This is a genomic window from Trinickia sp. (genome assembly GCF_057351765.1).
This window is the reverse complement of the sequence record NZ_JBMRBK010000003.1, coordinates 26,635-46,241: the sequence shown is the minus strand read 5'-3', so window position 1 is coordinate 46,241 and position 19,607 is coordinate 26,635. Positions and strand designations below refer to the sequence as shown.

At 61.8% G+C, this 19,607-nt stretch carries 19 protein-coding genes and 1 tRNA gene; 13 read left to right on the top strand and 7 right to left on the bottom strand.

Annotation, left to right across the window (positions count from 1 at the left end; translation table 11 throughout):
* The first annotated feature begins 535 nt into the window (after nucleotides 1-535).
* From ACO1XS_RS00230 to ACO1XS_RS00215, 4 genes are all read left to right on the top strand, one after another.
* Entirely contained in the window at nucleotides 536-1,786 is a 1,251-nt protein-coding gene (locus tag ACO1XS_RS00230; protein ID WP_331567544.1) for an ABC transporter substrate-binding protein, read from the top strand.
* Nucleotides 1,787-1,911: 125 nt separating this feature from the next.
* Entirely contained in the window at nucleotides 1,912-2,850 is a 939-nt protein-coding gene (locus ACO1XS_RS00225) for a carbohydrate ABC transporter permease (protein WP_414720176.1), read from the top strand.
* A 40-nt stretch (nucleotides 2,851-2,890) separates the two neighbouring features.
* Nucleotides 2,891-3,736 (top strand): carbohydrate ABC transporter permease, encoded by an 846-nt coding sequence (locus ACO1XS_RS00220; protein ID WP_331567716.1) that lies wholly within the window; start codon nucleotides 2,891-2,893, stop codon nucleotides 3,734-3,736.
* A 98-nt stretch (nucleotides 3,737-3,834) separates the two neighbouring features.
* Nucleotides 3,835-4,953 (top strand): ABC transporter ATP-binding protein, encoded by a 1,119-nt coding sequence (locus ACO1XS_RS00215; protein ID WP_331567542.1) that lies wholly within the window; start codon nucleotides 3,835-3,837, stop codon nucleotides 4,951-4,953.
* A gap of 43 nt (nucleotides 4,954-4,996) precedes the next feature.
* Here ACO1XS_RS00215 and ACO1XS_RS00210 read toward each other — a convergent pair whose 3' ends face one another.
* From ACO1XS_RS00210 to trxB, 3 genes are read right to left on the bottom strand one after another with little or no spacing between them, the layout of a single operon-like run.
* Nucleotides 4,997-5,617 carry a trimeric intracellular cation channel family protein gene (locus tag ACO1XS_RS00210; RefSeq protein ID WP_331567540.1) on the bottom strand — a complete coding sequence of 207 codons (621 nt, stop codon included), beginning with the start codon at nucleotides 5,615-5,617 and terminating at the stop codon, nucleotides 4,997-4,999.
* An 18-nt stretch (nucleotides 5,618-5,635) separates the two neighbouring features.
* Nucleotides 5,636-6,352, bottom strand: coding sequence for a Smr/MutS family protein (locus ACO1XS_RS00205; RefSeq protein WP_331567538.1), 717 nt, complete (start codon nucleotides 6,350-6,352; stop codon nucleotides 5,636-5,638).
* A 25-nt stretch (nucleotides 6,353-6,377) separates the two neighbouring features.
* Nucleotides 6,378-7,373, bottom strand: coding sequence for a thioredoxin-disulfide reductase (trxB, locus tag ACO1XS_RS00200; protein WP_414720175.1), 996 nt, complete (start codon nucleotides 7,371-7,373; stop codon nucleotides 6,378-6,380).
* 352 nt (nucleotides 7,374-7,725) lie between these two features.
* Here trxB and ACO1XS_RS00195 point away from each other — a divergent pair, with 352 nt between their 5' ends.
* Genes ACO1XS_RS00195 through ACO1XS_RS00185 form a run of 3 tightly spaced genes read left to right on the top strand, consistent with a single transcriptional unit; the run spans nucleotide 7,726 to nucleotide 12,135 of the window.
* Nucleotides 7,726-10,038 (top strand): DNA translocase FtsK, encoded by a 2,313-nt coding sequence (locus tag ACO1XS_RS00195; protein WP_331567536.1) that lies wholly within the window; start codon nucleotides 7,726-7,728, stop codon nucleotides 10,036-10,038.
* A 60-nt stretch (nucleotides 10,039-10,098) separates the two neighbouring features.
* Nucleotides 10,099-10,806: an outer membrane lipoprotein chaperone LolA gene (gene lolA / locus ACO1XS_RS00190; protein WP_486389785.1), complete on the top strand. Its 708-nt coding sequence runs from the start codon at nucleotides 10,099-10,101 to the stop codon at nucleotides 10,804-10,806.
* Nucleotides 10,807-10,830: 24 nt separating this feature from the next.
* Complete coding sequence (locus ACO1XS_RS00185; protein ID WP_331567534.1) at nucleotides 10,831-12,135, top strand: replication-associated recombination protein A; 1,305 nt, start codon at nucleotides 10,831-10,833, stop codon at nucleotides 12,133-12,135.
* A gap of 3 nt (nucleotides 12,136-12,138) precedes the next feature.
* On the opposite strand, the gene ACO1XS_RS00180 is transcribed toward ACO1XS_RS00185, so the two are convergent.
* Entirely contained in the window at nucleotides 12,139-12,999 is an 861-nt protein-coding gene (locus ACO1XS_RS00180) for an aldo/keto reductase family oxidoreductase (protein WP_331567532.1), read from the bottom strand.
* A gap of 95 nt (nucleotides 13,000-13,094) precedes the next feature.
* On the opposite strand from ACO1XS_RS00180, the gene ACO1XS_RS00175 reads away from it, so the two are divergent.
* From ACO1XS_RS00175 to ACO1XS_RS00165, 3 genes are all read left to right on the top strand, one after another.
* Complete coding sequence (locus ACO1XS_RS00175; RefSeq protein WP_486389784.1) at nucleotides 13,095-14,003, top strand: LysR family transcriptional regulator; 909 nt, start codon at nucleotides 13,095-13,097, stop codon at nucleotides 14,001-14,003.
* A 57-nt stretch (nucleotides 14,004-14,060) separates the two neighbouring features.
* Nucleotides 14,061-15,356 (top strand): serine--tRNA ligase, encoded by a 1,296-nt coding sequence (gene serS, locus ACO1XS_RS00170; protein ID WP_486389783.1) that lies wholly within the window; start codon nucleotides 14,061-14,063, stop codon nucleotides 15,354-15,356.
* Nucleotides 15,357-15,526: 170 nt separating this feature from the next.
* Nucleotides 15,527-15,617: transfer RNA gene (locus tag ACO1XS_RS00165), tRNA-Ser, on the top strand.
* A gap of 175 nt (nucleotides 15,618-15,792) precedes the next feature.
* Here ACO1XS_RS00165 and ACO1XS_RS00160 read toward each other — a convergent pair.
* The 3 genes from ACO1XS_RS00160 to ACO1XS_RS00150 all read right to left on the bottom strand — a co-directional run bounded on the left by ACO1XS_RS00160 (nucleotide 15,793) and on the right by ACO1XS_RS00150 (nucleotide 17,350).
* On the bottom strand, nucleotides 15,793-16,083 hold the full coding sequence (locus ACO1XS_RS00160) for a type II toxin-antitoxin system RelE/ParE family toxin (protein WP_486389782.1): 291 nt from the start codon (nucleotides 16,081-16,083) through the stop codon (nucleotides 15,793-15,795).
* Nucleotides 16,071-16,307 carry a hypothetical protein gene (locus ACO1XS_RS00155; protein ID WP_486389781.1) on the bottom strand — a complete coding sequence of 79 codons (237 nt, stop codon included), beginning with the start codon at nucleotides 16,305-16,307 and terminating at the stop codon, nucleotides 16,071-16,073. Before ACO1XS_RS00155 ends, ACO1XS_RS00160 begins: the two co-directional genes overlap by 13 nt.
* 149 nt (nucleotides 16,308-16,456) lie before the next feature.
* A complete protein-coding gene (locus ACO1XS_RS00150; RefSeq protein ID WP_486389780.1) occupies nucleotides 16,457-17,350 on the bottom strand; it encodes a hypothetical protein in 894 nt (297 codons plus the stop codon).
* Between the two features lie 504 nt (nucleotides 17,351-17,854).
* Between ACO1XS_RS00150 and ACO1XS_RS00145 the strand changes: the two genes are divergently transcribed.
* The 3 genes from ACO1XS_RS00145 (at nucleotide 17,855) to ACO1XS_RS00135 (ending at nucleotide 19,581) form a co-directional block, all read left to right on the top strand.
* Entirely contained in the window at nucleotides 17,855-18,445 is a 591-nt protein-coding gene (locus ACO1XS_RS00145) for a GNAT family N-acetyltransferase (RefSeq protein WP_486389779.1), read from the top strand.
* Nucleotides 18,446-18,588: 143 nt separating this feature from the next.
* On the top strand, nucleotides 18,589-18,930 hold the full coding sequence (locus ACO1XS_RS00140; protein WP_486389778.1) for a DUF6916 family protein: 342 nt from the start codon (nucleotides 18,589-18,591) through the stop codon (nucleotides 18,928-18,930).
* 39 nt (nucleotides 18,931-18,969) lie between these two features.
* Nucleotides 18,970-19,581: a phage tail protein gene (locus ACO1XS_RS00135; RefSeq protein ID WP_486389777.1), complete on the top strand. Its 612-nt coding sequence runs from the start codon at nucleotides 18,970-18,972 to the stop codon at nucleotides 19,579-19,581.
* Nucleotides 19,582-19,607 lie beyond the last annotated feature (26 nt).

Genomic DNA, 19,607 nt, shown 5'->3' with positions numbered 1-19,607 from the left:
GAGGTGGATCTGTCTCCAGGTTGCCTCTCGCACATTCTCCATCGGATCGACCGCGCGGCGAAGCCGGCGGCCGGGACCCGGTTGTAGCGCGATAAAAATTTTTTTGACACTGAATTGTAGTTTAACTACAATCCAAATCAAGAGGTAACGTCGATTCGATGCAAAAAGCATGCGTCGCCCCCGCGGGCGGCGCGGTGTTTCGGGCGCGAATCGGCTGCGAAGCGCGCTGGCACGTCGGCGCGCTCGGGTATGCGCCGCGCGTTGCATCTTAGCGTCAAGCGGCAATCCGTTCCGCCTCCCCGAGTCCGAGCGCGCGATGCGTGTCGGGCCGGGTCGAATCAAAACAGGAGACAAGTCGTTGAGTTCCGAATCATCCAATTCCTGAAGCGTCTTCCGGCCGGGCGTGTGTTCAGCCGTATCGAATGGCGCCAGGTCCGGCCTGTCCAGTGTTGTTCTGTTTGACCAACCACCGTTCCCCATCGCTAAGAAACGGGGAGCAATCGTATCTTGTTCAGGTGTCCGGAGGAGATAAAGAATGAAAGTTCGCGCGATCATGGCAGCGCTCGCCGCCACGGGGCTGATGGGCGCTGTTTCGGCGCAAGCGGCGGAGTCCGTCGAAGTGCTGCACTGGTGGACGTCGGGTGGCGAATCGAAAGCCGTCGGCGTGCTGAAGGACGACATGACGAAGCAGGGTTACACCTGGAAGGACTTCGCGGTCGCCGGCGGCGCGGGTGCGGCCGCAATGACGGCGCTCAAGACGCAGGTCATCTCGGGCAATGCCCCTTCGGCCGCGCAGATCAAGGGGCCGTTGATTCAGGAGTGGGCCGATCAGGACGTGCTCGTGAACATCGATTCGGTCGCGAAGGACGAGAACTGGAAGAAGAACCTGCCGCCGGAAATCGACAAGATCATGCAGTACAAGGGCCACTACGTCGCCGCGCCGTTCTCGGTGCACCGCGTGAACTGGCTCTATATCAACAAGGCCGCGCTCGACAAGGCGGGCGGCAAAGTGCCGACGACCTGGGATGAGTTCTTCACCGTTGCCGACAAAATGAAGGCGAACGGCATCATGCCGATCGCGATGGGTGGCCAGCCGTGGCAGGACCTCACGCTTTGGGAAGATGTCGTGCTGTCGCAAGGCGCTCCCTTCTACAAGAAGGCGCTCGTCGATCTCGATCAGGCCACGCTGACTTCGCCGCAGATGGTGAAGGTTTTCGATACGGTGCGTAAGATCCAGGGCTACTTCGATTCGGGTCGCACGGGCCGTGACTGGAACCTCGCCACGGCGATGGTGATCAACAACAAGGCCGGCATGCAGTTCATGGGCGACTGGGCCAAGGGCGAGTTCGCCAACGCGAACAAGAAGTCGGGCGTCGACTATGTCTGCGCACCCGTGCCGGGCACCGACAAGGCCTATACGTTCAACGTCGATTCGTTCGTCTTCTTCCAGCAAAAAGGCCAGAAGGCGGCGACGCCGGGGCAACTTGCAATGGCCAAGACGATCATGAGCCCCGCGTTCCAGGAGCAGTTCAGCCTCTACAAAGGTTCGATCCCGGTGCGTCTCGGCGTGTCGATGACCAAGTTCGACGATTGCGCGAAGAAGTCGTACGCGGATGAGCAAACGGCGATCAAGTCGGGCGGCTATGTGCCGTCGCTCGCGCACGGTATGGCGCAGCCCGACGCCGTTGCCGGTGCCATCACGGACGTCGTGACGAAGTTCATGAACTCGCAGCAATCGTCGGCCGATGCCGTGAAGGCGCTCGCGAACGCCGCGAAGACGAAGTAAGCGAAGGCAGTGCCCAAGCGCGGCGCGTCTCGTTCGACGCGCCGCTCTCAGCATCACCTACGCCGGTCGCCGCGTTGCGGCGCAAAGCAGGGCGCGCGCCGGCAGGCAAGATTAGGAGTCGAGTAGTGGCTGCCTCTCTTAGCGACAAAGGCAACAAGATGGCACACACGTATCGTCGTTCATCGTCGTTTTCGGCGGTGGCCGATCGCTGGATCCCCAAGCTCGTTCTGGCGCCCAGTATCGTCATCAGCCTCGTTTTCATTTACGGTTTCATCGCTGTTACCGGCTATCTGTCGCTTTCGAAGTCGCGACTGATGCCCAATTACACGTTCGCGGGTCTCGACCGCTATACGGAGCTCTTCAATAACGATGTCTGGTGGACCTCGGCCAAGAATCTCGGCTGGTTCGGCATTCCGTTCATCGGCATTTGCGTGGGGCTCGGTCTCTTTCTCGCGATCCTGCTCGATCAGAAGATTCGCAACGAAGGCGCGCTGCGCGCGATCTTCCTTTATCCGATGGCGCTCTCGTTCATCGTGACCGGTACAGCCTGGCAGTGGATTCTCAATCCGGGCCTGGGCCTCGAAAAAGTCATGCACGACTGGGGGTTCGCCAGCTTCTCGTTCAACTGGATCGGGGATCCGGACAAGGCGATCTTTTGCATCGTGATCGCCGCCGTCTGGCAATCGACCGGGTTCGTCATGGCACTCTTTCTGGCCGGCTTGCGCGGTGTCGACGCCGAGATCTTCAAAGCCGCACAGGTCGATGGTGCTTCGCTGCCCACGATCTATCGCAAGATCGTGATTCCGAGCATGCGTCCGGTGTTCTTTTCGGTACTGCTGATTCTGTGCCATATCGCCATCAAGACGTTCGACCTCGTGGTTGCATTGACCGCGGGTGGCCCGGGCACTTCGTCGTCGCTGCCCGCCATCTTCATGTACACGTTCTCGTTCAACCGCGGACAGCTCGGTGTCGGCGCCGCGTCGTCGATGATGATGCTCGCAACGGTCGTGGCCGTGCTCGTGCCGCTCATGTACATGGAATCGAGGAGCACCCGCAATGTCTGAAATGACACAGAAGTTTGGGGACGGCCCGGCGCGTACCGGAATGTCGGTGAGCCGTGTCGTGATTTACGCGGCCCTCATCCTGTTCGCGCTTTATTTCCTGTTCCCGATCTACGTGATGCTTTCCACGTCGTTCAAGGATATCGACGAGCTGCGCACGGGTAATCTGCTCACGCCGCCGATGCACTGGACTATCGCCCCGTGGGTGAAGGCATGGAGCGGGGCCTGTACCGGCGTACGCTGCGACGGGATGCAGCCGTTTTTCATGAACTCGATCCGCATGGTCATTCCGGCCGTGCTGATCTCGTCGATCGTCGGCGCGTTCAACGGTTACGTCCTCACGCACTGGCGCTTTCGCGGTGCGGACGCGCTTTTCACGATGCTGCTCGTCGGCTGCTTCATTCCGTTCCAGACGATTTTGCTGCCGATGGCGCGTCTGCTCGGCACGATCGGGATCTCGAACACGATCACGGGGCTCGTCTTCGTGCACGTCGTCTACGGGATCGCCTTCACGACGATGTTCTTCCGCAACTTCTACGTCGGCGTGCCGGCCGAGCTCGTCAAGGCTGCGCGGATCGACGGTGCCGGCTTCTTCACGATCTTCACGCGCATCCTGTTGCCGGTGTCGCTGCCGATCTTCATGGTGTGCGTGATCTGGCAGTTCACACAGATCTGGAACGACTTCCTGTTCGGGATCGTGTTCTCCGGCGTCGATTCGATGCCGATCACCGTCGCGCTGAACAACCTCGTCAATACGTCGACCGGTGTGAAGGAATACAACGTGGACATGGCCGGCGCGATCATCGCGGCCCTGCCGACGCTTCTCGTCTACGTGATCGCAGGGCGCTACTTCGTGCGCGGCTTGACCGCGGGTGCGGTCAAAGGCTGAGGCGGTCGGGCTTCGCGCCCGAGGGCGCGACACGCCGGGCTGCGCACGAAGCGCAACGCTTATTCGCAAGCAGCAATGCAGATTAAAGGATTCTCAGCATGGCAAGCCTTTCCATCCGCGACGTATACAAGACTTACCCGAACGGCGTACCTGTCCTCAAGGGCGTCGACATCGAGATCGAGGACGGTCAGTTCCTGATTCTCGTGGGCGGCTCGGGTTGTGGCAAATCGACGCTGCTCAACATGATCGCCGGGCTCGAGACGGTCACGAAGGGCGAGATCCGCATCGACGACAAGGTCGTCAACAACCTGTCGCCGAAGGATCGCGACATTGCGATGGTCTTCCAGTCGTACGCGCTTTATCCGTCGATGACGGTGCGCGACAACATCTCGTTCGGGCTCAATATCCGCAAGGTGCCGAAGCGCGAACAGCAGCAGATCGTCGAACGCGTTTCGCAGATGTTGCAGATCGATCACCTGCTCGATCGCAAGCCGGGGCAGTTGTCGGGCGGTCAGCGTCAGCGCGTTGCGATGGGCCGCGCCCTCGCGCGAGACCCGGTCATGTTCCTGTTCGACGAGCCGCTCTCGAACCTCGACGCCAAGCTGCGCATCGAAATGCGTTCGGAAATCAAGCTGCTGCATCAGCGCCTGGGGACGACGATCGTCTACGTGACGCACGATCAGATCGAGGCGATGACGCTCGGCGACCGTATCGCGGTCATGAAAGACGGTATCGTCCAGCAATTCGGCGCGCCGCAGGACATCTACGATTCGCCGTCGAATCTCTTCGTGGCCGGCTTCATCGGCGCGCCGCCGATGAACTTCATCGAGGGCAAGCTCGTCGAGCAGGGGGCCGGTGCCGGTATCGAACTCGATACGGGCGTGAGCCGCAGCGTACTGAACCTGCCATTCGATCTGGCGCGCGTGAAGAGCTCGATCGGCAAGAACGTGATTCTGGGGCTGCGGCCCGAGCGGATTACCGACGCACGTCACGCGCACAACGGTCATGGAGAGGGGCTGCAACCGATCGAAGTCAAGATCGACGTGATCGAGCCGACGGGTCCGGATACCCTGGTGTTTGCACAGATCAACGGCAAGCGGACGGTGAGCCGGGTGCATCCGGCATCGAATCCTCAGCCGCTCTCGAACATGACGCTGCTCTTCGATGTCTCGAAGGCCGTGCTGTTCGATCCGGCCACGGAAGCGCGCATTGCCTGATTGCCGGGCATAGGCTCGGTCGCGCTTGGCGCGCTTGCCATGCTCAATGCGGCAAGCGCACGTCGAGTTTGAATGTCACGAGCCGCGCGACCAGAATGAAAGCGGTTGCGGCCAGCACGCTGTAGACGGGGTCGACATCAGCTTTCGCGAGCAGCAGGTAGAGGCCGCAGCCCGCCAGTGCGCACGTGGCGTAGGGCCGCGAGTCCCTGAGGATGAGCGGCACCTCGTTGCAGAGCACATCGCGAAGAATTCCGCCGAATACACCCGTCACCACGCCCATCATTGCCGAGATGAACCAGGGCATGCCCGACTCGAGGGCAATCGACGTTCCCGATACGCTGAAGAGCCCGAGACCGACCGCATCGGCGACGAGCAGGGCACGCTCGGACAGTACGCGCGACGCCATGCGCAGCATGACCGGCGCGAAGAACGACAAAGCGAAAATGACGATGACGTAGGTCTGGTGCTCGACCCAATAGAACGGCCTCCGGCCCAGCAGGACGTCCCGGACCGTGCCGCCGCCGAAGGCGGTGACGGTGGCGACGAGAAACGTGCCCACCGCATCGAGCCGCCGCTTGCGCGCCTCGATGAACCCCGAGACCGCAAAGGCGAAAATGGCGAGCCCCTCGATGATCGACAGGGCGAGGGTAAGCCTCGGGTGCATGCGTGCGGTCGTGAAAAGTCAGGCTGAACGAGGGGGCGCCTTCGGCGCGCTGGGGGGCTGCAAGAGTACGAGCACGGCGCCGGCGCCTCCATCGCGCTCGCGTGCCTGACAAAATGCAATGACTTCCGCTTTCTGCACGAGCCAGGCGCGGACCTTTCCCTTGAGCACGGGCTCCTTGCCGACCGAGCCGAGTCCCTTGCCGTGAACCACGCGTACGCAGCGCAAGCCGCGCTTGACCGTTTCGCGAATGAATTCCGCCAATGCCTCGCGCGCTTCGTCGCGCCGCATGCCGTGCAAGTCGAGCTGGGCCTGCACGACCCAGTGACCGCGCCTGAGCTTGCGCACGACTTCGTGGCCGATGCCGGGCCGGCAGTAAAAGAGCGACTCGTCGGTATCGAGCAGCACTTCGGGATCGAATTCGTCGGAGATCGCCTCGGCCAGCACGGCACGCTCGTCGCGCCGCGTCTGCACGGCCACGGCCGGCGGCGCCGCCCGCTCGTGCACTGCGCGCGCCGAAGCCTTCAGCGGCGATACGCTGCCGACTTCGCGCCGGAAAAGTTCGGCGTCGGCCGAGGCCTCCCGGGCCGCTTTGGCGGCGGCGGCGCGCTCGCGTTCGCGCTGGGCCGCGCTGCGTTCTAGCGCGTCGCGCAGCCCGCCGAGACTGGCCAAGCCGCCAGCCCGCACGGGACCTTCGCCCGGTTTGACGCTACCGGGACGCGTTCGATGTCTGCTCATGACACAGCCGGACTGCTCTCGGACGTTAGCGGTCCGATTCGTGGCTCATGACGTGAGCCTGATGCACTTCATGGATGCTTTCCAGGTAGCGCTGCGCATCGAGCGCCGCCATACAACCGGTGCCGGCGCTCGTGATGGCTTGCCGATAGACGTGATCCTGCACGTCGCCCGCGGCAAAGACGCCGGGTACGCTCGTCGCCGTCGCGTTGCCGCTGAACCCGCCGTTCGTGATGATGTAGCCGTTCTTCATCTCGAGCTGGCCGGCGAAGATATCGGTGTTGGGCTTGTGGCCGATCGCGATGAACACGCCCTGCAACGCGATATCGGACGTTTCGCCCGTCTTCGTATGCTTGATGCGCAGGCCCGTGACACCGGAATCGTCGCCCTTGACCTCGTCGAGCACATGGTTCCACTTGATCTCGACGACGCCTTCCTTTTCCTTCTCGAGCAGCCGGTCGATCAAAATCGGCTCGGCGCGGAACTTGTCGCGTCGATGGACGACGGTCACCTTGCTGGCGATGCCCGCGAGATAGAGCGCTTCCTCGACGGCCGTATTGCCGCCGCCCACCACGGCGACGTGCTGCTGCTTGTAGAAAAATCCGTCGCACGTCGCGCAGGCCGACACGCCGCGTCCCATGAACGCTTCTTCCGAGGGCAGCCCCAGATATTGCGCCGATGCACCGGTCGCGATGATGAGCGAATCGCAGGTGTACTCTCCCGAATCGCCGATCAGACGGATGGGCTTTTCGTCGAGCTTCGCGGTGTGGATGTGGTCGAACACGATTTCGGTGTTGAAACGCTCGGCATGGTCGAGAAAGCGCTGCATCAGCTCGGGACCCTGAACGCCGTTGGCGTCGGCCGGCCAGTTCTCGACATCGGTCGTCGTCATCAGTTGCCCGCCTTGCGCGAGGCCCGTGACGAGCACCGGCGACAGATTGGCGCGCGCCGCGTAGACGGCAGCCGTATAGCCGGCGGGGCCGGAACCGAGGATGAGGACTTTGGCGTGTTTGCGCGTGGACATGGAGATCGAATCCGTAATGAATACCGCTAAATGAGCTGACGGGGCGGCGGCACAGCCAATGCTGACCGTTGGCAGCGCGCACCCGTTGCGCGTCTAGGCCTAAATGGGGCACACCCGCGCATTATAAAGGGCAGGGGCTTGGCTTGCCGCCCAGGGAATTTCAATCGTGGCGATAGCCGGCACCCGTCGCACGCGCGGCGCGGCCCAGCGTCGGGCGCGCGTGCGGCAGCCCGGCTGTTGCGCCGTTACCGTCATTTACAGCCCGTGGCGCGACGCAGCGTTTACAATAGCCCGCATCGAACGACCGGCGTGCCGGCGCCTACGGGCCTGCACGCCAAGCCTTTACGGATTCATGGCCAAAGCTCCCTATTCGGCGCACGCGCAAGCCTTACCGCATCGCATGTCGCGCCTTTTCACCGAAATCCGCTGGATATTGCAGGTCGCGCTCTGCGTGTTCCTGGCGATGGCGCTCGTCAGCTACAGCCGCCACGATCCGAGCTGGACGCACGCCGAGCAGGTCGAGCGCATCGCGAACTGGGCAGGCCGCGTGGGTGCCTGGACGTCCGACATCCTGCTGTTGCTGTTCGGCGTGTCCGCCTATTGGTGGGTCGCACTGCTCGCGCGGCGCATCGCCGCGAACTACCGCCGGCTCACGCATCAAGTGGAAGCCGAAGAGGACAAACCGCGCGAATCGTGGGTTGCCGATGCGTTCGCGTTCGCGCTCGTGTTGCTCGCATGCGACGGAATCGAAGCCTTGCGGATGTGGTCGCTGCGGGTGCCGTTGCCGCGTGCGCCGGGCGGCATCGTCGGCGACGCCGTGGCGCGCGGCGTCTCGCATGCGCTCGGCTTCACGGGCGGCACGTTGGCGCTCTTGATCGCGCTCGCCATCGGCTTGTCGCTCTATTTCCGGTTTTCCTGGCTCTCCGTTGCCGAGCGGGTGGGCGACGCCATCATTTCGGCGGTGACGTTCGCGAAGCTGCGCCGCGAAGCCGGCCGCGATCGAAAGCTCGGCGAAGCGGCTGCGGTCAAGCGCGAAGGCAAGGTCGAACAAAGCCGCGTGCGCCTGGAAGATCACGAACCCGTCACGATCGTGCCGCCCATCGTGACGCCGGCCAAGTCCGAGCGCGTCGAGAAGGAAAAGCAGGTTCCGCTGTTCAAGGACCTGCCGGGCGACACCACGCTGCCGCCGATCGCGCTGCTCGACGCGGCGCCGGCCGTGCAGGAGTCGGTGTCGGCCGATACGCTCGAGTTCACCTCGCGTCTGATCGAAAAGAAGCTCAAGGATTTCGGCGTGGACGTGAGCGTCGTGGCCGCCTACCCGGGCCCGGTGGTCACGCGCTACGAGATCGAGCCGGCCACGGGCGTGAAGGGCAGCCAGATCGTCAATCTCGCGAAGGATCTCGCGCGCTCGCTGTCGCTCGTTTCGATCCGCGTCGTCGAGACGATTCCTGGCAAGAACTTCATGGCGCTCGAGTTGCCGAACCAGCGCCGCCAGACCGTGCGGCTTTCGGAGATTCTCGGCTCGGAGGTCTATGCCGACGCGGCCTCGAAGCTCACGATCGGTCTGGGCAAGGACATCGGCGGCAAGCCGGTATGCGCGGACCTCGCCAAGATGCCCCACCTGCTCGTAGCCGGCACGACGGGCTCGGGCAAATCGGTCGGTATCAACGCGATGATCCTCTCGCTCGTCTACAAGGCGAGCGCCGACGAAGTGCGCATGATCCTGATCGATCCGAAGATGCTCGAAATGAGCGTCTACGAGGGCATTCCGCATTTGCTGTGCCCCGTCGTCACCGATATGCGGCAGGCCGGCCACGCGCTGAACTGGACCGTGGCCGAAATGGAGCGCCGCTACAAGCTCATGAGCAAGCTCGGCGTGCGCAATCTGGCCGGCTACAACCACAAGATCGACGAAGCGGCCAAGCGCGACGAAAAGCTGCCGAACCCGTTCAGCCTGACGCCCGACGAACCGGAGCCGCTGACGCGCCTGCCGAACATCGTCGTCGTCATCGACGAGTTGGCGGACTTGATGATGGTGGTCGGCAAGAAGGTCGAGGAGCTGATCGCGCGCATCGCGCAAAAGGCGCGCGCGGCCGGCATCCACTTGATTCTCGCCACACAGCGCCCGTCGGTCGATGTCATCACCGGTCTCATCAAGGCCAACGTGCCGACGCGGGTTGCGTTCCAGGTCTCGTCGAAGATCGATTCGCGCACGATTCTCGATCAGCAAGGCGCCGAATCGTTGCTGGGCATGGGCGACATGCTCTATATGCCGCCCGGCACAGGTTTGCCGGTCCGCGTGCACGGTGCTTTCGTCTCGGATGAGGAAGTGCATCGCGTCGTCCAGAAGCTCAAGGAGCAGGGCGAGCCGAATTACATCGAAGGCATTCTCGAGGGCGGCGTGGCGGGCGAGGGCGACGAAGGCTCCGCCGCGCTCGGCGGCGCGGCGGGTGGGGCGGAGGAGTCGGATCCGCTTTACGATCAGGCCGTCGAGATCGTCGTGAAGCACCGCCGCGCCTCGATCTCGCTCGTGCAGCGGCATCTGCGAATCGGCTACAACCGTGCGGCGCGGTTGCTCGAACAGATGGAGCAATCGGGGCTCGTCTCGGCGATGTCCACCAACGGCAATCGCGAAATCCTCGTGCCCGCGCGCGACGGCGACTAGGCATCGTTGCCGCTCGGCCGAGAAGCCGCGCGGCTCAGTTCATCACGGAGAATCACCCCCATGCAGCATCGTTTCCGGCATTTCGCGTGGCGCTTGCTCTCGTTTTCGTGGGTCTCGCGCCCTATGCGCCGAGGGCTTGCCGCAACCCTGTTCGGTGCCGCGCTCGCGGTGGCGGCGCCGACGGCCTTTGCCAGCGGGACCGAGCAATTGAAAGCGTTCATCTCGCAAGTGCACTCGGCGCGCGGCGAATTCGTGCAAAAGGAAGTGAAGGCGCCTTCGAAGGCGCAAGGCGCCAAGCCGACGCAGGGTGGAACGTCGAGCGGCACGTTCGTCTTCTCTCGGCCCGGCAAATTCATCTGGACCTACGAGAAGCCCTACGAGCAGGTCTTGCAGGCTGATGGCTCGAATCTTTACGTCTATGACAAAGATCTGAATCAGGTCACGATCCGCAAGTTGGGCGGCGCGCTCGGTGCGAGCCCGGCAGCCATTCTTTTTGGCAGCAACGATATCGAGCAGAACTTCACGCTGCGCGACGCGGGGGTGAAGGCGGGGATCGACTGGCTCGAGCTGCGGCCGAAGTCGCGCGATACCCAGTTCGAGCGTGTCGGCATCGGCTTCAGGGACGGCAATCTCGAGGCGATGGAACTGCACGACGTCTTCGGCAACGTGACGCTGCTCACGTTCACGAACATTCAGAAGAACCCGCCGCTCAAGGCCGATTCGTTCAAGTTCACGGTGCCGAAGGGCGCCGATGTCATCAACGGCTGAGCCTCGCCATCGGGAAAACGCGTCATGCCTGATCTGTTCGCGCAAGAACCCGTTGCGCCGCTCGCCGAGGCGCTTCGCCCGAAGACCTTGGACGAGGTCATCGGCCAGTCCCACTTGCTCGGTGAGGGTAAGCCGCTGCGATTGGCGTTCCAGTCGGGCAAGCCGCACTCCATGATCTTCTGGGGGCCGCCGGGAGTCGGCAAGACGACCTTGGCACGCCTTACCGCGACGGCCTTCAAATGCGAATTCATTGCCCTATCCGCGGTCTTCTCCGGTGTCAAAGACATCAGGGCGGCAATGGAGCAAGCCGAGCAGAATCTGGCGATGGGCAAGCACACGATCTTGTTCGTCGACGAGATTCACAGGTTCAACAAGTCGCAGCAAGACGCGCTTCTTCCTTATGCGGAAAGCGGCTTGGTCACGTTCATCGGTGCCACCACCGAGAATCCTTCCTTCGAGGTGAATTCGGCCTTGCTGTCGCGGGCGCAGGTCTACGTGCTGAAATCGCTGACAGACGACGAGTTGAAGCAGCTGCTTCGACGCGCTCAGGAAAAGGCGATTGGCGGTCTGGAGTTCGACGATCTGGCCAGGGACACCATCATCGGCTATGCGGATGGTGACGCCAGAAGATTCCTGAACCTGCTCGAACAGTGCCAGACGGCTGCCGGTGCCGCCGGAATTCGGAAGATCGACGCGGAGTTCGTGCGCAATGCGTTGACGTTGAATTCCAGGCGCTTCAACAAGGGCGGCGACAACTTTTATGACCAGATTTCAGCCCTTCACAAATCGGTTCGCGGTTCGCATCCCGATGCTGCGCTCTACTGGCTGACGAGAATGCTGGACGGCGGGGCCGATCCCCGGTATCTGTCGCGGCGGATCGTTCGCATGGCTTGGGAAGACATCGGTCTTGCCGACCCGAAAGCCATGCAGATCGCCAACGACGCGGCCCTGACCTACGAGCGTCTGGGAAGCCCGGAAGGCGAGTTGGCGTTGGCCCAGGCGGTGATCTATCTTGCCGTTGCCGCCAAGAGCAACGCTGGCTACATGGCCTACAACCAGGCCCGAGCTTTCGTGAAGCAGGACAAGAGCCGTGAGGTTCCTGTCCATTTGCGCAATGCGCCAACGAAGCTCATGAAGGAGCTGGGGTACGGGCATGAATACCGGTATGCCCACGATGAACCCAATGCCTACGCCGCTGGCGAGACCTATCTTCCTGACGGCATGGAAGAGCCTCGCTGGTATCAGCCGGTTCCAAGAGGTCTGGAAATCAAAATAAGCGAAAAGTTGGCCCTCTTGAAGAAGTTGGACGAAGAAGCGGGGAAGAAATAAGCACTAGCGCGCCATCCCGTCCAGTTCGACAACGATGTCGTCCGGCAGCAGGAGTGTTTCCGCAGCCAGGTTTTCCTTGAGGTGGCTGATCGAGGCCGTTCCAGGAATGAGAAGGACGTTGGGTGCACGATGCAGGAGCCAGGCCAGTGCTACCTGATTGGGCGACGTCCCGAGACGGGCAGCGACGTCGGATAACGTGGCCGACTGCAACGGCGAAAAACCGCCTAACGGGAAAAACGGGACGTAGGCGATATGATCGCGGCCCAGCTCGTCGATCAACGCGTCGTCAGTCCGATGGACCAGGTTGTAGTGGTTTTGCACGCATACGATATCGCAAATGCGGCGTCCCTCCGCCACTTGGGCCAGGGTCACGTTACTCAGGCCGATATGGCGTACGAGGCCCTTGCGCTGCAGCTCTGCAAGCGCGGTGAGCGGCGCTTCGATCGAACCTTCGGCCGGCTGCATCGGATCGATCATCACGCGCAGGTTGACGACGTCGAGCTTATCGAGTCCCAGATTGCGCAGATTGTCGTGCACCGCCTGCTCGAGCTCGGCGGACGAATAGGCCGGCAGCCACGATGCGTCGGCGCCGCGGCGCGCACCGATTTTCGTGACGATCACCAGGTCGTCGCGGTAGGGATGCAGCGCCTCGCGGATCAACTGGTTGGTCACGTGCGGCCCATAGAAATCGCTGGTGTCGATATGATTCACACCGCATTCGACCGCCGTGCGTAGAACGGCGAGGGCACCGTCCTTGTCGGCGGGCGGACCGAAAACGTGGGGCCCGGAAAGGCGCATGGCGCCGTAGCCGATGCGGTTGACCGTCAGGTCGCCGAGACGATAAGTAGCGGATGAGGAAGGCATATAGGACCTCTTTCTGTTGAAGGTCCCAGTGTAGGCAGGCGGCTGCCGTTCGAAAAGGCGGCATAATCTACACAACCTGTACGAAATTTCGCACAATGAAAGTCGATCTCGCCGACCTGAATGCTTTCATCGCTGTGGCGCGCGCCAAGGGCTTCCGCGACGGCGCACGCTCGACTGGCGCCAGCGCATCGGGTCTGAGCGAGGCGGTACGGCGGCTGGAGGCGCGACTGGGCGTGCGTCTGCTGAACCGCACGACCCGCAGCGTGGTCCTTACCGAAGCGGGCGACCGTTTGTTGGAGCGTCTCGGGCCGGCGTTGACGGAGGTCGAAGCCGCGCTCCACGAAGTGAATGATTTGCGCGATCGCCCTGCCGGCAGGTTGAAGCTGAACGTTCCCGTCAGCGCCGCACGGCTGGTGTTACCCACGATCGTGCCGGGTTTCCTGGCCGCTTACCCCGAAATACATTTGGAGATCATTGCGGAAGAAAGTCTCGTCGACGTGTTGGCAGCCGGCTGCGATGCGGGCATCCGCTACGACGAGCGTCTCGAGCAGGACATGATTGCCGTGCCGATCGGCCCCCGAGTCCAGCGTTTCGCAGCGGCTGCCGCGCCATCGTATCTCGCCAAGCGTGGACGACCCGATCATCCGAGCGAGTTGCTGCGGCACGACTGCTTGCGCATGCGCTTTGGCGGACGCGCGGTGCAGCCCTGGGAATTCAAGCGCAACGAGGAAGCGGTGAGGATTGACGTCGATGGACCCTTGCTGGTCGAGCGTTCCGGTGCGGTCGATTTGATCGTCGATGCGGCCCGAGCAGGAAGCGGCATCGCCTACCTGTTCGAGGATTGGCTGCGGCCGTATCTGCAAAGCGGTGCGCTGGAATCGGTGCTCGAGCCGTGGTGGCAGTCGTTTTCCGGCCCCTTCCTTTATTACCCGGGACACCGCCTCGTCCCACCCCCACTGCGCGCCTTCATCGACTACATCAAGGACACAGCCCGCAATGACTGACAGTCGATGCGGTGCGTTAAAATCGCGGTTTTCCCTTTACGACAATCGACTTTCCCCATGCTCGACATCCAGTTGCTGCGCAAAGATATCGAAGGCGTTGCCACGCGCCTTGCCGCACGCGGCTACACGCTCGACGTCGCGGCGTTTTCGGCGCTCGAAGCCGAACGTCGTGCCATTCAGACCCGCACCGAAGAGCTGCAGTCGCGGCGCAACACATTGTCGAAGCAGATCGGGGCGATGAAGGGGCGCGGCGAAGACACGTCGGCGGTCATGGCGGAAGTGGGCACGCTCGGTGACGCAATGAAGACGTCGGCCGCGGCGCTCGACGGCGTTCAGGCGCGCGTGCAAAGGCTGCTGCTCGAAATGCCGAACCTGCCGCACGAAAGCGTGCCCGTTGGCCGCGACGAAACGGACAACGTCGAAGTTCGCCGCTGGGGCACGCCACGGCAATTCGACTTCGAGGTCAAGGATCACGTCGATGTGGGCACGCCGCTCGGGCTCGATTTCGAAACGGGGGCGAAGCTGTCCGGTGCGCGGTTCACGCTGCTGCGCGGGCAGGTTGCGCGTCTGCATCGTGCGCTTGCGCAGTTCATGCTCGATACGCATACGCAGCAGCACGGTTACACGGAAACGTACACCCCTTACATCGTCAATCCCGAGGTCCTCGTCGGCACGGGCCAGTTGCCGAAATTTGCGGACGACATGTTCCGCGTGGAGAAGGGTGGCGCCGAGAGTGCGGTGACGCAGTACTTGATTTCGACGTCGGAAATCCCGCTGACCAACACGGTGCGCGACAGCATTCTCGATGCGGGCGAATTGCCTGTGAAACTGACCGCTCATTCGCCGTGTTTCCGCTCGGAGGCGGGCTCTTACGGCCGTGACACGCGCGGCATGATTCGCCAGCATCAGTTCGACAAAGTCGAGATGGTGCAGATCGTGGCGCCCGAGGCGTCGTACGACGCGCTCGAGCAGATGGTCACGCACGCCGAGGCCATTTTGCAAAAGCTCGAGTTGCCGTATCGGGTGATCACGCTCTGTACGGGAGACATGGGTTTTTCCGCGGCGAAGACATACGACCTCGAAGTCTGGCTGCCGGCGCAGAACACCTATCGCGAGATTTCGAGCTGTTCGAATACCGAAGCGTTCCAGGCGCGTCGCATGCAGGCGCGGTATCGCAACGCTCAGGGCAAACCGGAGCTGCTGCATACGCTCAACGGCTCGGGCCTCGCAGTGGGGCGCGCGCTCGTTGCCGTGCTCGAGAATTTCCAGAATGCCGATGGCTCGGTGACGGTGCCGGCGGCGCTGCGTCCTTATGTGGGCGGCGTCGAGCGGCTGGAGCCGGTGCGGGCGTGATCGATCGGCGCGGCGTCTCAGCGTGCGACCTTCTTGGTAAAAAAGCTTGGAATGCTGCTTTCGATGTTCTATAATCTTCGCTTCGCCAAACAGCGACCAGCTTGGCGAAGCGAAGTAAGCGGTGGTAGGGCAGCTAATGTGGCAAATGAGCTGCATGCCATCCACAAGACGGAAAGGTGGCAGAGTGGTCGAATGCGCCGGACTCGAAATCCGGTGTACGGTTATACCGTACCGTGGGTTCGAATCCCACCCTTTCCGCCAGACGCAAGCGTATCTGCTTGGTTTTAGCCTAGACGAAGCAGATACGTACAGGAAACGCCAGTAAGCCGAAAGGATACTGGCGTTTTTTTCGCGCGGATGAGAATTGGCTATACCCGGACATCCCCACGCAAGCACAAGAAGGCGCTCCCTTCGAAGCGCACGGGGAGTGCGAGCGTCAACTGCGGAGCGGCCGGAGTTCCCTGCTGTGCCAAACCCGCGTCATCAGCACTTCCCCGCCCTCCAAGATGATGTAACGCAGGACATACGAACTTCGACCGAATCGCGCAGGCCACTCTCGAAACTCTGCTCTCGGAGCGCCGATCGTCGGATTTTCTGCGATTTGATTCGCTGCCTCGGCGATCACGGACGCAGCACGTCTTGCAACCAAAGGGCTATGTGCCGCCAAAAAATCGTAGAGTCGCCCAACGTCGTCGATTGCGTCCGGATGCCAGACTAATCCTGGCATTGAGTACGTTTCCCGTTCGCAAGATCATCAAGCCAGTGACGCACATGCTCATGCGCAACGCCACGAACTCCCGACAGGTATGAATCGACGCGCGCACGATCGATCTCCAGCGACAACGCGTCGGCAAACACAGCCGCCACATACTCATCGAGCGATTGCCCGGAGCGCCGCGCTGCCGTCACTACCGCCGCCTCAAGATCATCCGGCAATGCCACAGTCAGCATTTCATCCCTCCCACGCATAGCAAGCCTTCATTGTAGCCGCCCGCGCTCCGATTTTTTCGCTTGTAGCCACGAGTGGGACGCCGGTCCGTTAGTGCGACGGGCTGGGCACAGTGGCGTGAAGTGAGAGGCGGCGCCCTGCCGGCGGGAAACTAGGAGACGCGCTCTGGCTTCGATGAAAACCACTGCTCGGGGTGCCACATCGAATCATAGAGGGAGCACCAACTGCTGAACGCAACGTCCGAAGCCAACGATCGTCGCACGTCATCCGGAAAATCCTTGGTGCTCACATTTTGACGGAGGCAATTATCGACGACGTTGGTCAGCGCTACCATCCGTTTTCTCTCGCGGTCACGCAGAAATACCGCCTGCGCGGCCAACGCAATCAGGGCGCCCACGACCAAGGCGGTAAAGCCCAAAGTCGAAGCATAGCGTTGTGCGAGCGGAAGCTTCGCAAGCTGACTCTCCCAAATATGCGCTGGTTCCCAAGGGCGGCTTTCGAAACCCGGCGCGCTAGCGGAGACGGCAAGCAAGGGTGCGACTTTCCCCGCGAAATAGAGTTGGAAAGAGCGACTTGCATTGCCGCCGTCTTGCCGGTTCAGCGATGGCACCTTAAAGGAAAAAGCCAGTGCATGATCGTGTGTGACCGGCTTGATGTTTTCCTCGAGCGGATAATCCTCCATGCCACCAGCAAGTGCACGTCCGCCCACGAACACCGGGAGCGAGCCATCAGCGTTGGTGGCCGTGATTGCGACCTGCATTTCCGGCGCATCGCGGTCCGAATAGTTGTAGAGCACAACGTCCGTGCCGGCGATCTGATCAATTTTCGTGTTCGTCAGGGTGTTGAGATAGGTGAAGCGTACGTTGGGCACGGGAGACCGGGAGCCCCATGAGAGCTGGGGAATCTGCTGGATATCGATTTGGCGCGAATGGTTCTGTGCCTTGTCGGCGTCAACGGCGGCGTAGAGCTGCCCAAGGTAGGCAATAATGCCGCCGACGATTGCCGCGCCACAGTATTTTGCGAATGATACGATTTTGTGAGCCATTTTTTTGGTTTGCGTATGCTGTCGAGTTCACAAATGCCTAGTGAGGGCGGGCCGGATTTGGTGGCCTGCTTTACGGGTATCGGATAAACCGTCGCTAAATGTAGGGGGCTAGCAATCTTTTTTGGGGGGGCCGCGCGAAGGCCAGACGGCTGCCGCCGTCGCCGTTATTTGGCGAAATTCGTCCACTGACACGGCTCGGTCCGCATCGCGCGGGCTTTCGTCGATATCACTTGAAACGGCTTTACCGCCGCTTACGCCGTCTCGCGGCGCGGCGCTCCTCGTTTCCATCGCCGAACGAGCTGTCGCAATGACAGCGCATGCAGCAAGACCGAGCCTTGTGCTACGACCGCTCGTGTCAACACATCTGGCATATCGCTTCAGGCGGTAAAAATGTCGATGCGGGTATTCCCGGTGCGCTCAGCCCAAGTAGCAGATTGCGAGCCGACTTTCCCTAGACTAATATCCATCTCGCCTGTACTTGTTTTCTCGGTCGATTGAAGTCGCATGCATCGATTGGCCGTTTATCGCGTGCACAAGGAAGTGATGCGAGAAATGGTCAACACCGGTGGTGGACATTTGAGCCTGCGGTCTGCGTCTGAAAACGATATTGAATTTTTACGTACGGTTTTTGAAAGCACGCGCGCGCAGGAATTCGCGCAAACAGGATGGAGCGTCGAGCGCGTTAAGGCATTATTGGCCGATCAATTTTCGATGCAGCATGAGTATTACCGTCGGCATTACCCGCATGGCCGCTTCGATGTAGTCATGCTGGGCAAGACCGCGATCGGACGCCTTTATCACGATTGGCAGGGGGCCGAGGCGCGGTTGATCGACATCGCACTCTTGCCCGCTTATCGACGCGGGGGTATCGGCGGGCGGCTCGTCCGTGCATTCGTCGCGCAGGCGGCCGCACGGGCGATGGCGGCGGTGTTGTACGTCGAAATCGACAACCCGGTGCAAGAACTGTATCGGCGACTCGGGTTCGAAGCGGTCGGCGAGAACGGGGTGTATCTGCAGATGCGGCGTGCGGCCGTGCCGTTCATCGATGAACGCGCCGTGCCTGTGCCAGGGCTGGCGGCGGAGGGCGCGATGTAGTGCAAGGCGCGGCGACGCGCGACCATTCACGGCTCGCGTTGTGGTGAGCCAAGCGAATCACGTATCAAAACGATAGGCCATGGCCGGCAACGCCGACCAAGACAGATAACGCATCACAGAACGAATAAGAACCGGGGGCTTGCTTGCGGACTATTCCGACCCATGACGAGTTGCTCGAAGCGATCGGGCAACGCTTCACGTTCACTTCCGTCGACGGGCATACCGTCGAGGCGGTGCTCGCGCACGCGCCTGCCGGCATTGCCATGGATGACAGCTTCATCTGCTACTCGGCTACGTTCGAGTTGCCTGCGGGCGTTTTCCCTCCCCAGGACGTTTATCGCATAGGCTCGCCGAGCGGCCGAGCGTGGGACCTGCTCGCCACGCCGACGCGGCCCACCGGGGACGGGCGATCGACGCTTACCGTCGTTGTGCACTGTCGCGCCGATGCACTGGCTATGGACGCCGGTTCGCGGGGCGTCAATTGAGCATCTTTTCCCCATTCTTGACTCGACTGGAGGTGTTGGATGAGCGATCCGTACCTGGGTGAAATCCGCATGGTGGGCTTCAACTACGCTCCCTACGGCTGGGCGTTGTGTGCAGGTCAAACGATCGCGATTTCGCAAAATCAGGCGTTGTTCTCTTTGCTCGGCACCGTTTACGGCGGCAACGGCACGACGACCTTTCAATTGCCGAACATGCAGGGCCGTAGCCCCGTTGGCGTGGGGCAGGGCCTGGGGTTGTCGAACATTGTCATCGGCGAGCAAGCCGGCATCGAGAATGCGACGCTGACGACGCAGAACATGCCAATGCATACGCACACGGCGACCGTATCGAGCGGCGGTTCGGCCACGGGCTCCGTCGCAATTCCGGCCACCACGTCGACGGCATCGCAAAGCGCGGTTCCCGGTACAACTGCGGTGCTCGGGCCGGTTAGCGTCAGCAATCACCAGGGTGCGCTCTACAGTACCTCGACGCCCAATACGACACTTCAGCCGTTCAATGTCACGGTGGAAGGTTCTGCGCCGTCGGTGCAGAACAGCATGGCCGGGGGCAGCACGCCATTTTCGGTGCGCAATCCGTACTTGGGCATTACCTTCGTCATCGCCTTGCAAGGGATTTTTCCCCCGCGGGGATAAATAAATTGAGGCGTGCCGCCACCGGT